This window comes from Veillonella tobetsuensis (assembly GCF_001078375.1).
Taxonomy (GTDB): domain Bacteria; phylum Bacillota; class Negativicutes; order Veillonellales; family Veillonellaceae; genus Veillonella; species Veillonella tobetsuensis.
The window spans coordinates 123,813-136,692 of sequence record NZ_BBXI01000021.1; the positions used below are offsets into that span (position 1 = coordinate 123,813).

16 protein-coding genes and 1 pseudogene are annotated in these 12,880 nt (G+C 37.9%); 1 reads left to right on the top strand and 16 read right to left on the bottom strand.

Features of this window, described 5'->3' with window-relative positions; genetic code table 11:
* Positions 1-88: 88 nt before the first annotated feature.
* The 8 genes and pseudogenes from VEI_RS08545 to VEI_RS08580 form a co-directional block, all read right to left on the bottom strand.
* Complete coding sequence (locus VEI_RS08545; protein ID WP_059364289.1) at positions 89-1,669, bottom strand: DUF438 domain-containing protein; 1,581 nt, start codon at positions 1,667-1,669, stop codon at positions 89-91.
* A 311-nt stretch (positions 1,670-1,980) separates the two neighbouring features.
* A pseudogene (locus VEI_RS08550) lies at positions 1,981-2,610 on the bottom strand (superoxide dismutase).
* 319 nt (positions 2,611-2,929) lie between these two features.
* On the bottom strand, positions 2,930-3,466 hold the full coding sequence (locus VEI_RS08555) for a cysteine hydrolase family protein (protein WP_059364291.1): 537 nt from the start codon (positions 3,464-3,466) through the stop codon (positions 2,930-2,932).
* A gap of 3 nt (positions 3,467-3,469) precedes the next feature.
* Complete coding sequence (locus tag VEI_RS08560) at positions 3,470-3,982, bottom strand: phosphatidylglycerophosphatase A family protein (protein ID WP_059364293.1); 513 nt, start codon at positions 3,980-3,982, stop codon at positions 3,470-3,472.
* A gap of 100 nt (positions 3,983-4,082) precedes the next feature.
* Positions 4,083-4,427, bottom strand: coding sequence for a zinc ribbon domain-containing protein YjdM (locus tag VEI_RS08565; RefSeq protein WP_059364294.1), 345 nt, complete (start codon positions 4,425-4,427; stop codon positions 4,083-4,085).
* Positions 4,428-4,535: 108 nt separating this feature from the next.
* The gene (locus VEI_RS08570) at positions 4,536-4,805 is read right to left on the bottom strand and encodes a type VI secretion system contractile sheath small subunit (RefSeq protein WP_137661537.1); all 270 of its coding nucleotides are present in this window, start codon (positions 4,803-4,805) and stop codon (positions 4,536-4,538) included.
* A 694-nt stretch (positions 4,806-5,499) separates the two neighbouring features.
* Positions 5,500-5,997 carry an ECF transporter S component gene (locus tag VEI_RS08575; RefSeq protein WP_059364298.1) on the bottom strand — a complete coding sequence of 166 codons (498 nt, stop codon included), beginning with the start codon at positions 5,995-5,997 and terminating at the stop codon, positions 5,500-5,502.
* A 110-nt stretch (positions 5,998-6,107) separates the two neighbouring features.
* Complete coding sequence (locus tag VEI_RS08580) at positions 6,108-6,401, bottom strand: DUF2695 domain-containing protein (RefSeq protein ID WP_059364300.1); 294 nt, start codon at positions 6,399-6,401, stop codon at positions 6,108-6,110.
* Positions 6,402-6,545: 144 nt separating this feature from the next.
* On the opposite strand from VEI_RS08580, the gene VEI_RS08585 reads away from it, so the two are divergent.
* Positions 6,546-7,076: a hypothetical protein gene (locus VEI_RS08585; protein WP_059364302.1), complete on the top strand. Its 531-nt coding sequence runs from the start codon at positions 6,546-6,548 to the stop codon at positions 7,074-7,076.
* Positions 7,077-7,227: 151 nt separating this feature from the next.
* Here VEI_RS08585 and VEI_RS08590 read toward each other — a convergent pair whose 3' ends face one another.
* The 8 genes from VEI_RS08590 to VEI_RS08625 form a co-directional block, all read right to left on the bottom strand.
* The gene (locus VEI_RS08590; RefSeq protein ID WP_059364304.1) at positions 7,228-7,734 is read right to left on the bottom strand and encodes a YfbM family protein; all 507 of its coding nucleotides are present in this window, start codon (positions 7,732-7,734) and stop codon (positions 7,228-7,230) included.
* A gap of 31 nt (positions 7,735-7,765) precedes the next feature.
* Complete coding sequence (locus VEI_RS08595) at positions 7,766-8,308, bottom strand: hypothetical protein (RefSeq protein ID WP_059364305.1); 543 nt, start codon at positions 8,306-8,308, stop codon at positions 7,766-7,768.
* A 1-nt stretch (position 8,309) separates the two neighbouring features.
* Positions 8,310-8,906 (bottom strand): hypothetical protein, encoded by a 597-nt coding sequence (locus tag VEI_RS08600; protein ID WP_059364307.1) that lies wholly within the window; start codon positions 8,904-8,906, stop codon positions 8,310-8,312.
* Positions 8,907-8,947: 41 nt separating this feature from the next.
* The gene (locus VEI_RS08605) at positions 8,948-9,757 is read right to left on the bottom strand and encodes a hypothetical protein (RefSeq protein WP_059364309.1); all 810 of its coding nucleotides are present in this window, start codon (positions 9,755-9,757) and stop codon (positions 8,948-8,950) included.
* Positions 9,758-9,783: 26 nt separating this feature from the next.
* A complete protein-coding gene (locus tag VEI_RS08610; RefSeq protein ID WP_059364311.1) occupies positions 9,784-10,464 on the bottom strand; it encodes a hypothetical protein in 681 nt (226 codons plus the stop codon).
* Positions 10,465-10,534: 70 nt separating this feature from the next.
* On the bottom strand, positions 10,535-10,966 hold the full coding sequence (locus VEI_RS08615; protein ID WP_059364312.1) for a hypothetical protein: 432 nt from the start codon (positions 10,964-10,966) through the stop codon (positions 10,535-10,537).
* Positions 10,967-11,004: 38 nt separating this feature from the next.
* Complete coding sequence (locus VEI_RS08620; RefSeq protein WP_059364314.1) at positions 11,005-11,820, bottom strand: DUF2262 domain-containing protein; 816 nt, start codon at positions 11,818-11,820, stop codon at positions 11,005-11,007.
* Positions 11,821-11,939: 119 nt separating this feature from the next.
* The gene (locus VEI_RS08625) at positions 11,940-12,770 is read right to left on the bottom strand and encodes a DUF6630 family protein (protein ID WP_059364317.1); all 831 of its coding nucleotides are present in this window, start codon (positions 12,768-12,770) and stop codon (positions 11,940-11,942) included.
* Positions 12,771-12,880 lie beyond the last annotated feature (110 nt).

Here is a 12,880-nt window from a genome sequence, read left to right on the forward strand (position 1 = left end):
TATAAAAAATCTGCTCCCCATATAAAAAGCTGCTATAGTATCAGTCCTAGAGCAGCTTTTTTGTATATGGTCAGATTATATAATTTTCTTATTTAGATCTAGCGAAATGATCCTTTGCAAATTGCATGTCTTGTACGAGTTCTAATGTACCAATATAGTTATTATTTTGGTCGCGTACAGCCATGTAGTTTACATAGAATGGACGGCCTTGTTTTTCAAGCCATACGGCCACATTATCGCGGTCCCCTTTGCGGAAAGAATCAATGATACCGCGTACAATTGGTTCTACCTTTGGCGGATGACAGGAATACACGTCCCGGCCAATTGCTGTAGTAGGACGTTTGAATACCTTTTCACCATCGTTGAAATAACGGTTAATATCTTCATGGTCAACGAAGGTTACCTCCATTGGCATTGTATTGAGCATAGTATCTAGTTGCTCTAGGGTCATGCTACCACCGATAAGAGCAATGGTGTTATCTGTTGCACTGGCTGGTGCATGACTATCAGCCAAAGCAAGTTCTGCCTCTGTCCAAACAACGCGTTCTACGCCAAAGATTTCTTCATACTGTGCGGTATCTTTGTAAATTTGGTACCATTCTTGAGCTGTAAAGTTTTCCGCACAAAGTGGGAATAGGATATTTTGTTCCTTGTAAATCATCTCTTGTGCACGAGTTAGGACCGCATCAAAGTCTTCATACCAAGATTCTGTAAAGGTAGCAGACTTAGCTAGTCGACCAAATGTATCGCGAATATCGCCGTCCACAGTCCACATAACCATGGATGGCCCAGAAATATCATAGGCCACTTTTAAGTGCGGATATAGAAGGTCGCCTTTTTTAGCATAGTGAATAGATACTTGGCGTACTGCATTCACATCCTCTAAAATTATAGACTGATTCGCCACCTTAGTCTTAAGAGACTCAATTAACGTATCGAGAGCTTTGTTTTCTTCTGTCAATCGGTTGAGCGGATGACCTACAGTTTCAATGAGGGTCACTACGCTTTGGCTCTTTTCTTGCGCCTCAAGCACAGCCTCAACCTTAGCATGTTCCGCATCCATTTGTTCATGGATGGTAGAACCATGGAACAATGCAGAATGAAGATCACATAATTGTTGCACCTCTTCAAGCGGTGTCCCTTCACGCATAAGCCCTTGCTCAGCCTTCATGATTTCACTGGCCTCAACATGTTTGAATTGGCTCGCAAAGTCTTCACGAACAGCACCAAGCTCTTCACCAGTACCTAACCGTTTCAAGAAACCTTTCAATTGTTCTACACGTTCGCTATCTGTAACAGTATTCTCTGCATTAGCTTCTACTTTTTTAGTAGCATTAGCTTCTGCATTGTCATTAGCATTAGATGACTCTACTTGAGTAGCAGCAGTCTCTACAGGAGCATCCTTAGCAGATGCTGCTTCATCACCTTGTAGATTTGGCATTTCACCTTCTAAGGTAAAACCAGCTTTCATGAATGCGCTCACGATATCGATCATGGATACGCCCTTCATTTTAGCCCCTTTCGGGATGGTCATGATTTTACCAACAGAGTTCAACATCACTTTATTAGTGATTTCACTGAACCCTAAACCCTTCATAATATCTATTACTTCAGGATATTCTTTTACCAAATCATATACGGATTTGGACAAATCTAATTTCTTTTCCATTTTGATCCCCTCGCGTCAAAAATATTGTTTATTACTTATGTGAGTAGCCCTCTATACGTACCACTGTGTATACAAGGCAATATATACTGTGAAAGGTTTATCTAACATAACCTATGACCCTATGATAAACGATATCGATTAGAAAATCTGTATCCATGGCTATACTTTTGAAAGTTCTTTCTAAAAATATCAAAATTTTTATATAAAAATAACGGATAGATAATATATCCCCAGTCAAGTATGGAGGAGAATATATCAACTATCCGTTATCTATTAAAATATATCTAGTTTTGAGAGGATTTAAAGCTATCTTATTGATGCTGAGGTTGCAATGCTTTTTCGTAGTTTTCAGATACTTTATCCCAGTTAATAACGCGGAAGAATTCCTTGATATAATCCGGGCGACGGTTTTGGTAGTGCAAGTAGTATGCATGTTCCCACACATCCAAGCAAAGAATGGCTGTTTTACCTTCTAACAAAGGATTGTCTTGGTTCGCAGTAGATGTTACTTCTAATTTTCCGTCCTTGTTGACAACAAGCCATGCCCAACCAGATCCAAAACGTGTTGCTGCAGCATTAGAAAAGCTTTCAACAAAAGCATCATAGCCTCCAAGGTCAGCATCGATAGCCTCTTTCAAAGGGCCTTGCAATTTGGAAGTATCTGGTTTTGTCATGATTTCCCAGAACATAGTGTGGTTCTTATGACCCCCACCATTGTTGATAACCGCTTGGCGGATGTCCTCTGGCACATTAGCGATGTCGCCAAGGATGCAGTCTACACAACCATATGGAAGATCAGGATATTTCGCAATAGCAGCATTCAAATTATTAACATACGCTTAATGATGCTTGTCATGATGCAATTTCATTGTTTCTGCATCTATAACAGGTTCAAGATAATCGTAAGCATATGGTAATGGTGCGAGTTCGAAAGGTTTCATAATAGTCCTCCTTATAATTAGGGCGTAGAACGATGTTAAAACTATATATCGTTTTTCTGAAAGCAATTCGATGCACCTGCATCAGTATTATAGAATCAATTAATTACATCCAAATACATGCTCATCAACAAGCAACATATTCATGGTATGGTTTTAATTGATATGAATTATCATTATTTATATATTGTACTATCTATATAGAGAATCGTCAATATATTCCCACCTATTGAATAAAACCATTTTGCTTTGTACACAAGAAAAAGGGTATCGATAGTATATAATCGACACCCTTTAATGGCAATGGAAAGGAAATTTTTTATTAATCAATAACACACTGACACATTTTCATCGTAGCCAATGCTGCTTCATGAGACTCTGGTGTAACCCCAGCACAGCACTTGGAGTCCACATGAATGGGAACCTCTGGCAATCCTGTTTTAAGCAATATTGCATTCGATACGACGCAAATATCAGTACAAAGACCTACTAAAGTTATGCTTTCAAGAGGTTCAGCGGTATGCATACCTTGTAGTCGCGTTACCAATTCAAAGGAACCAAAATTCGGTTTATCTATAATCATATGAGGATAGATGGTATTGCGTTCTTCTGCTGCTTCAACTAAACTATCCATAATTTGCCAACCAGCCGTATCTTTCACACAATGTGGCACAGGTAAGTGCTGACCTTCTTGGCTTTCAAGATAATTGGTAGTGTGTGTATCTCGCGTAAAAATAATCGGCCCATCAAAGGATGCGATTTTTTGACGCACATTGTCCACTATGGCTTGCGCCTGCGGAGAACCAAGAGCACCATCCACAAAATCATGTTGCATATCAATTACGACTAATACATTCATTTTTTATCCCTCCACAATGACATGATGTACCCGATTTGGTGTATTATGGGCAATGCGACCTGCTGCAGCGGCCGCCACGGCACCAACTAAATCATCAAGAAATGTATTACAATGACCATCAACTTGGCTATCAAGATTTCTAATGATGCCAGGTTTTACCTTATCAATATAACCATAGTTCGTGAAACCAATGGATCCGTAGAGATTAACAACAGATAAGGCGAGGATTTCATCAATGCCAAACAAGGCCTCGTCACGCGTCATAAAGCTTTGCAGTGGCTCAGACAATTTCTTTTGTTCCGCTAATATATCTAATTCTATGCCCGTAATAATTGCATTCTGCGTTTCCCGTTTTTCAAGGACTGCCTGCACGCTTTCTAAACATTCGTCCATCGTCAGATCAGGGATGTAAGGTTGTTGGATACTCATCACAATGTCAGCAATCGCTTGAATCGTAACCCCTCGTTTTTCTAAGAGATTATATGTAAATTTTTTTAATTCCTCCTGAGATATCATAGTTACTCCTCTCAATCATACAACCTACATAACACATTACACTTTAATTATACCACGAAAAAATCCCTACCAATGCATAATTAGTAGGGATTTTTCATAGTTAGATTTTCTTAACCATTTCGGATTTCAATGCCATCGCACCGAAACCATCGATTTTGCAATCGATATCATGGCCATCACTAGCACCAGTAATGAGGCGAATATTTTTAACACGCGTACCTTGTTTCAAGATGCCCGCACCTTTTACTTTAAGGTCTTTTACAACAACAACTGTATCGCCATCAGATAGCTCGTTGCCATTAGCATCACGAATGATACCTGCTTCAGCTGCAGCTTGTGCGTCAGCCGCTGTCCATTCATTGCCACACATAGGGCAGATAAACATATGACCGTCTTCGTATGTGTATTCGTCGCCGCACTTAGGGCAGTTAGGTAAATTTGCCATTTAGCTCTCCTTTTTCACTACATAATGAAAGTATTATACCATATTATACCTATGACTATGAAAGCCTTATAGATGAGACTTCGATGATTCATTTAATTATTCACAACACTATTGTAAACTGAATTCAAAAGATACTAATACAGTTGTCGCTTTCTCGACACCAATATTGCCTACATTCCATACTATATTTTTAGCAACCTGAACTAATTCCAAATAAGCCGTGTCGTCAGATAGGTCCTGATTAGGCGTTAATTCAACAGAAATAACATTTCCTTGAGCATCTGTAGTAATAGTCAATGGAACACTATACGGTCCACTAACACCCATCTTTTTCATTACCTCAACTGGAATGAATTTCTGTTCTTCTATTTTACTCAAAAATGAAAAAAGCTCATTGTTATCTGGTTCCATATCATCTGCAAAAACAGAAAAAGGACTTAAAACAACTAACAATAAAAACAAACATATAACTCTAAGCATAAACGTTCACCAATCATAACACACAACACAATAATTTCTATTAAGATATATTCTAGAGACTGTCAATTTACATCTCTAGTTCGAATTGACTATATATGTCAACCCCTTTATAATGTAGTAAAGAGATAGTCGACGAGTGGTTCCGTCAGGCTCATCCCAAAACATTATAAAACATGCAGAAATGGCCTTTCGTTTTCAGCTACCAGTTGGTAACGAAGGGCTATTTGTCGTTATTACGACAAATCAGCACTATCAATGCGCCAAAGGAAATAACTACAGTTAAAATCCCAAGGACAATCATAATGATTTCGTAGGCACTCATAGGCTTCACCCCCTTCAAAGAAAAGGGCGACCCAACCTCGTCGACTATCTTAATTATATTATATATCGAACTAATGTTTTTGCTCAACAAAAAATATTAATGTAAATTAAGCAAAAAAATAAACCTAACGTTTAAGACTAAGTGCTGCAATACTTAGACACGTTAGGTTTATCAAATTTCTCAATTCTTTGATGAGCCTAACGCCTAGAACACGTTAACTGGCTCTTTTGTACTTATAGTATAGTCTGAATTCTAGAGGCTGTCAATTTACTACCCCAGGCGTTTACGCAAGATAGCATAGAGAATCATGCTAATAATAACGCTCATAACGGCTTGAATGGTATTAGTCACAATACTAGCAATGGCTACGCCTGGATCGAAGACAAAGTATTCGGCGATGAAGTAGCCTGCTACGATAATAATACCACCTACGACAGTTGCTACCAAAGCAGAAGTAGTTGTCTTATTGTTATAGACAGTACCGACAAGATAGCCTTCAATGCCTTTCACCACAAAGGTGATTGGTACAAAGACTGCGTAGCCGAGGAATAAATCAGCTAACGCTGGGCCGATAGCACCAATATAGGCGCCATATTTTCGACCTAATAATAAAGCGGATGTCATGATAACAACATCTCCAACATTGAAATAGCCGCGAATGCCAGGTACTGGAATTTTCGTGTACATGGTAAACAGTGTTGCGAGGGCAATCAATACGGCTGTGAGTACTAACGCGGATGTAGTACTGCGGGTTTGAACGTGTTGCATAGCGTCCTCCTTATAAAAAATAGACATGTGACTATATCCATCACATGCCTATACTATAAACCTTTCTGGTAACACCTGCAAATAAAAGGAATTAACTATAGAAAATGCTATTAACGGTACTCTTCAAAACGTTCCTCTACATTGTAGAGAACCTCGCAATCACAACCGCCACCTTCGTTGATAATCCAGTCTAGTACGCTTTCAACATCTATGCTCTGCTTTTCCAAAAATTCTCTTGTGAAAGTCAAACTATGATCGCAACCGTCATTTGTTTCTAATTTCTCGTCTACATAATCAAAGAGATTCCAAAATAATTCTTCGTCCATAGGTAAACTATCTTTAAACGATTGCCTTTGCTCGTCTGCATAAGCTTTTAATAATTCCTTTTTACGCGCTTTATCCATTTTTATGTACCATCTTTATACTATCTTCCCAAGAACAAACTAATATCAAAAGACTTAACATTCTGTGCACATAACAAACCACATTTGATATAATTATTATAAACATAGAAAAATAATTTATTTTTATCAAATAAGGATCCTATAATGCTTCGACTATTACTAATACCAATCATATTAATACTAATACCACTCACTAGTCATGCTGTTTCACTAAATGATATTCATAACAATCCCAACCAATATACTTTAGTATATTCAGATGAAAAAATAGAAGAGTATGTAGATACAAATAGTATAAAATCAATAAGATATGCGCCACCATATTATGTAATTAATGCAAATACGCTCCTAGTATCATATCAACATAATATTATTATGCAAACAGACGAAACATTCTTTTATAATTATGATAATAATATAAGAACTTTATTGAAATCAGGTATGAGTAAACAAGAATTAGCTAATAGAATAAATATGGATACTGGACTAAAATATAAAGTCAACTCCACTTCCTCCTTTAATTTTGATGGTTCTAGTTTTATGCCTACCGAAATTTTACATCAAGAACCTGAAATACCGGGCTTTTTATCCCCAGTCTACCATTCAGCAATGTTTGCGTTTTATAAAACCTACAATCTTTACTTTAATCCTAAAGCACCAAAACAACCCTATTAAATAAATAACATCGAGAATAATTATTATACCTTTATAACTATTCTCGATTCCATAATAAAATTTCCAAAATACAATTAGCATAAAAACTTTCAAATTACTAATCATTGCCAGTATTCATTAATAGCTTTATGGATACTGGTTTGTTATATTCTTAGCAAATCGATACAAGCACATGCCCGTTAGCCTCTAGCACTTGTTTATAAAAGCGTTTCATTTGTTCAAAATCGTGAAAAATTTCGTCTTTGATTTCTTCCTCTTCTTCTTCATAGTCCCAGATATTTGGATACAATTCTGCTTCTTTGCAGGCTTTCATATCAAAAGATTCGAGTGCACTTTCAATATCAAATTGATCTAGAGCTGCCACGATATTGGCTAAATGATTGTGTTCTGTATATGCTACATAGTCTGATATAGCCTCAACAGCCATTACGCCTAGTACCGCTTGGCTAAGAGGATTTTTATCGTCTTTATGATCAGTGCCCACACCAGTTAGCATGAAATGGAGCACATCCCACATCTTGTCGATATCGAGCAATAATTCATCATCGTCATTCCACTCTTCAACGCTTTCAAGAATTTCCTCTTCTTCTGAGCCCATGGCTTTAAGCTCTTTTAAATTTACATCGCTTAAACAGCTATAATTTGCAATAAGTCCCATAATTAAATCCTTTCACAAATCCTTCTACACACTAGAAAAATAGATGTTCTGATTCCGTAATGCTCCCATCATCTTCATGGAAATAGCAAGCATATACAGATTCACGATGCGCCGCATCATAGAATTTCTGTAAAACAGGTGAAAGTTTCATGTCTATGGGCATATGCAAAGCTTTCACAATGGGTTCCCAAAGTTCCATCGGCGAATAAGAGATAATGTCCAACTGCTTATTTTGACCATATTCTTCAAGTGTTGTCGCATCAGCATACTTACTTGAGTCACAGTAATCATGCCAACAAATACTAAAAACGATCAAATAAAACAAATCATCCATACTTTCAGCCAAACGGCCCGCAGCACCCTCGCTACTCCAATAACCTATGGATCCGTCCTCCAATAGATGATATTCACCGCCAGCACCATCTACAGCAAATGCCATTCCCGGCAAAGAGAATGTGCAGCGACCTTCAGCAGTATCACGTTCCTCCAACGCATCTAGCAAACGAAAATCGAATAGCGTATCAAAATCTTCAGCTAACTTGGCATCATTTCGCAATATATCTAAATAGTCCATCTTACACGCTCCTATTAGCAGAAATTAATCCTAGCAATTTAGCCTCTCCTTCATCAGATGTATCTAATAGCGGAATAGCTAACAAAAGTATTTGCAGGGAGTAATAATAAAAGCTAAAGAATAAATCATCAGGGAATACGTCATCTTCCTCAAATCTAAGAACGTCTTCGTCTTCATCATATTCTTCAGACCAAAGGTATTCTTCGTTGAGCATATCCTCAAAGTTCGGCAATGGATCTGCATGCTCTAGCATAAGACCATCTCGAATGCACTCAGCAATCACAGTAAACAACTCAACCAATTGTTCTGCTAAATACTGCGCTACCGCATTATGAGCGCTCGCTTCTTGAGCTTTCTTAAAAATACGAAGCAAGAAAATCATCGCGAATGGTGTCGCATGCCACAACGTTGATTGGTGCTCAATATTGAGTTCTAACGCCTCACCAGCCGCATCAACAGTTTCAATGCTTTCCATGTTCCACAACACATCAAGCGCCTCAGGGAAATCTGTGGCACATCCGTAGGTGGTCGTTAACCGATGCCACGGTATATCGTTGACTTGTACAGTTTCTATATATGTTTGAATTGCTGTATCCATTTTAGTTATACCTTTATAATTACATTTTCATGTATCTATCTTTATAATTTCTCAATAACCTCTTTCACCAGTTCATAAGTATCTACGAGACGCAGTTTTCCAACCCTAGGATTATCTGTAATCTCCTCATAGATATCCTCCAACGTACCTGCTGGTGCTAGTTTCCATAGTTTACACGGATAGAGTTCAACGGTTCCGATGACTTCCAAATCATCTAGCAACATACCTAAGTCCTTATGATTGAACCAACAGTCTGTATCGATAGCAAGATTTGTATTATCTTTTCGGCATGTGATTTTGCTGTTTAGAAACTCTTCCATTGTTGGTTTTTCTTCTTGTAAAAGCCGCGTACAGGCTAAATGATATTCGATTTTCCGCGGTGACTGATCTACGTCAGAGACAAATATAGCACCATACTCGTTTTCAAACTTAACAGCTAATACATCGCCCTCCTTAAAATGAGGTTCTCTCTTTATTTTAGATTTACGAACCTTAAGCGGCTTCAGATTTTCACTTTGTAGCTGTACGGCTAACTTATCCAATACCTTTTGACGCTGTTTAGGGGCCTTATCATCGATTTCTAGCCAAAACTCGTGAGGGCCCTGAGCGATTATATTTAATGCTTTCTCTTTAACATTATCTGGTAGATGCCCTATCTTCCACAACGAATAGGCCATCGCAGTCCAATAAATCTCTGTATAAAACTCATCAGTACAAAAATTTTGTTTCTCACTTAAGATTTCAGAAATTATGGTATCGACACTGACACCATCCTTGTACCGTTCAACAATGGCATTATAAATATCATGGCCATCATCACTATCTATGATTTTCACACCGTCAATAGCCATATGAATCTCCTTTAGGACAACAGCTCTTATTCCATCTCGCCATGGGTTGCTACAAAGTCATCCTTAATCTGTTGTAGTTCTTTTTTAGCGACCATGTATTGTTTCAAGTCAATTTGTCCGTTCTCTTTTTGTTCAGCCAAGGTCTTTTCTTTATTTATGATTCTAATCCAGTCTAATTGTGTACTAAATTGAGTATTAACGCCTTCACTATTTTCTCGTAACGCAAGCAACGCAAAGACTTCATCCATGCCGAGATTAAACATGTCGCTTTCAAAATCGATAGGTTCAAAATAATAGCGAACCGTATCCGCCCCAAATTCACCATCTAATTTGGCCCATTCTGACACTGAAAGCACGGTAAAGCCGAGTGTATCGTTGCCAAGGCTTTCAACAAACCAACGCACCTCATAATCAGGCTTAATAAAGTCGTTGAAATATTTGATGGTCACATCTCGATCTTGCTCATCACCGTAAGGAATTTGCAGCTCTTTATCGCCCTTTTTTAGCACAATATCGTCACCATAGGGCTTGCCATTACTAACCGTTTTAATATCGATAGGCTCATCCATCATATCATTGAAATAGTTCACCACATCTTCGTCATACTCGCGCCAGTCAATCCAGATGATAGCTTCGGAATCAAACAAATCAGTTAGGTCAATATCATTGGCAAAAAAGCTTCTTAATTCTTTATACAGATTTTCCATCGTCTCTCTCCTATGTATCACTTATTTTTTAGGTAGTCTACAACACCCGTGTCACCACTTTAATACAACTCTATAAGGTTTCATAAATCACATCTTGTTGAGCCGTAAAGTTTTCATCAAAAGAAACCAAAGCATATAGATGTCCTGCTGGGGATTCACCTATATCATAACCTAGTGCAAATGCGTCGTAACAACCTGATTTATCTAACATTATATCCGTTAGTGTTAGCACAACAGACTCTTCTTGCGATATTTCCTTTTGTATGATTTCCTGTGCTAATTGGTCTAATTTATCTAATTGAATATATAATTGTTCCCACATTGGTAGTGAAAGCACCTCAGCCTCAGTATAATCGGTGCAACTAATATTGAGGTTTTGAAAGGCTTGTCCTACATTCTCTAAACGATTAGTGCCCAATCGTCGAGATACGAAATAAACGCCATACGGTTCTACTGCCCAGCTTTCAACGTTCCATAATGTCATTAATTCAGATTTTATCATTATGATACCCCACTAGTTCGCCACACTTCACTAGTTTATTATCCTGCAATATCCGCACTAACAGGGTTCCCATCCGCATCAATATTGGCTATGATGCAGTGTCCCCAGAAAATATCATCATCGTCATAATAGACCTCTATGGTGCCATCATTACGAAACGCCAATTCGCCCATAGTAATACGCTTAGCAAATATTTCTGCCGTAATTGGATCTTGGTCATCATTGTCGAGCCAATCGTTAGCGAGGTCTAATAAGGTCTCACTAATATAGGTACTAATTCGCTGTTCAAATGCTTTGAAATTATCGATTTTATTGAAAGCCGATAACGCCACGGTGCAGCTTTCATCAGAACCCTCGTCTACATCAAGGGTGAATGCATAATCATCAATTCTCGCTGTGTAATATTGATACTCTCGATTTAACAGGAAGTCACCCCTGTCAGTATGAAGGTATTTAGGAGTTTTCAAATAAGCTGACAACGCCTCTAACTCGCTATGTTTAGCATGTTCCTCTAAGACCTCAAGTACATAATAGCGATTATTCCAAGAGGGACGCATATAGCCCAAGTCCTCTAATGGTTTTGCTTTCTTAACTAACAATTTATAGACCCCATGGGGCTCAAAAGAATAACCCCATCTATCGTCAAGACCCTCAATAATCCACGTCAAAATGCCTTCACTACGGTCAAGCACGCCCGTCCGAGTATCTAGGATAGCATCGGTAGACACCAGCGGTCTATGGTACTTATCTAAATAAGGACTAGCCCCATTCGCATCACTACGCGGTAATGCATAAATTTCAAATACTTCCGGCTCAAACTCTGCTTCATATTCTGGTAGACGTACAACACTCATATGATTCTCTCCTATTCATCACATTTATACAGTGCAAATTGTTTACAGTTAAGAATTACAACCTTTTTATAGATACGGCCACATTATAATCGTGCCACTACATTATAATTTTCGTTACATCACAAACGTTCAGCTACATCGATTCTATGTAATAATTCTTTCGCTAGTTCTTGGGCTCTTTTAAATTCCTCATTTGAAAGTACCATGAGCACCAAACTATCTGTACCGATGTCCATACCTACTAACTTATGGTTTTTCCACGTGGAATTAAAATGTGCGCACCAGTCCCCAATACATTGACTGTCATCAAATGCGGCTGTATCAATAGTTAGATTTTCGCTAGTATCTAAAGACTTGTTACGTATTAACTTCTGCACATGATAAAGAAAATCCTCTAATTCAATTTTTAAAGATATCTCTACAGCGCGACCTTTAGACTGTAGTTTCTCATAGAGGTTCCACCAATCATCTTCTATATCATCCATAGATGTTAGCTTTACCTTGGACATGAAAGATTTAGCTTGTTTCGTATCGCCAAGTAATAACGCTGCTAACTCTGCAAAAGTTGACTTAATTTGTTTAACATCTATTTTTACTGTTTCTACAAACAGGCTACGGTCAGGCAACCGACGTTTCTTCACAAAAGCCCGCATCATCTGTACCGCATCAGGATAACTTACATCTGCCATACGATAGGTTTTATCATTAATATCTAAGAATATATCTACTGCATCCGGTGTTTTTCCTACACGTGCTTTCATCGCAGTGCAGCCATCGATGGCACAAGGTGGGTATAATTCTATATACATAAAAAATCCATCATGCATAGCCTGTAAGGTATTATCTATTCCTACTATGTTAAAACCGTTCCGATTATAATCAGGGCTCTTCAAACGCCACTCTTCGTAATTGTCGAATAATTTTGCTTGAATCCAATTGGAAAAACTCATAATGATGCACCTTTACTTAACAACTGTATACAAATATCCTATTTTATCTTATTATAGCATTATTTATAAATTAAATAGCATGATTTATAAGTATATTAAATAACAACATA

Bases quoted from the DNA above. Each gene is read 5' to 3' on its own strand.
- VEI_RS08545 (WP_059364289.1), bottom strand. From the start codon at position 1,669: ATGGAAAAGAAATTAGATTTGTCCAAATCCGTATATGATTTGGTAAAA.
- VEI_RS08555 (WP_059364291.1), bottom strand. From the start codon at position 3,466: ATGAATGTATTAGTCGTAATTGATATGCAACATGATTTTGTGGATGGT.
- VEI_RS08560 (WP_059364293.1), bottom strand. From the start codon at position 3,982: ATGATATCTCAGGAGGAATTAAAAAAATTTACATATAATCTCTTAGAA.
- VEI_RS08565 (WP_059364294.1), bottom strand. From the start codon at position 4,427: ATGGCAAATTTACCTAACTGCCCTAAGTGCGGCGACGAATACACATAC.
- VEI_RS08575 (WP_059364298.1), bottom strand. From the start codon at position 5,997: ATGCAACACGTTCAAACCCGCAGTACTACATCCGCGTTAGTACTCACA.
- VEI_RS08580 (WP_059364300.1), bottom strand. From the start codon at position 6,401: ATGGATAAAGCGCGTAAAAAGGAATTATTAAAAGCTTATGCAGACGAG.
- VEI_RS08585 (WP_059364302.1), top strand. From the start codon at position 6,546: ATGCTTCGACTATTACTAATACCAATCATATTAATACTAATACCACTC.
- VEI_RS08590 (WP_059364304.1), bottom strand. From the start codon at position 7,734: ATGGGACTTATTGCAAATTATAGCTGTTTAAGCGATGTAAATTTAAAA.
- VEI_RS08595 (WP_059364305.1), bottom strand. From the start codon at position 8,308: ATGGACTATTTAGATATATTGCGAAATGATGCCAAGTTAGCTGAAGAT.
- VEI_RS08600 (WP_059364307.1), bottom strand. From the start codon at position 8,906: ATGGATACAGCAATTCAAACATATATAGAAACTGTACAAGTCAACGAT.
- VEI_RS08605 (WP_059364309.1), bottom strand. From the start codon at position 9,757: ATGGCTATTGACGGTGTGAAAATCATAGATAGTGATGATGGCCATGAT.
- VEI_RS08610 (WP_059364311.1), bottom strand. From the start codon at position 10,464: ATGGAAAATCTGTATAAAGAATTAAGAAGCTTTTTTGCCAATGATATT.
- VEI_RS08615 (WP_059364312.1), bottom strand. From the start codon at position 10,966: ATGATAAAATCTGAATTAATGACATTATGGAACGTTGAAAGCTGGGCA.
- VEI_RS08620 (WP_059364314.1), bottom strand. From the start codon at position 11,820: ATGAGTGTTGTACGTCTACCAGAATATGAAGCAGAGTTTGAGCCGGAA.
- VEI_RS08625 (WP_059364317.1), bottom strand. From the start codon at position 12,770: ATGAGTTTTTCCAATTGGATTCAAGCAAAATTATTCGACAATTACGAA.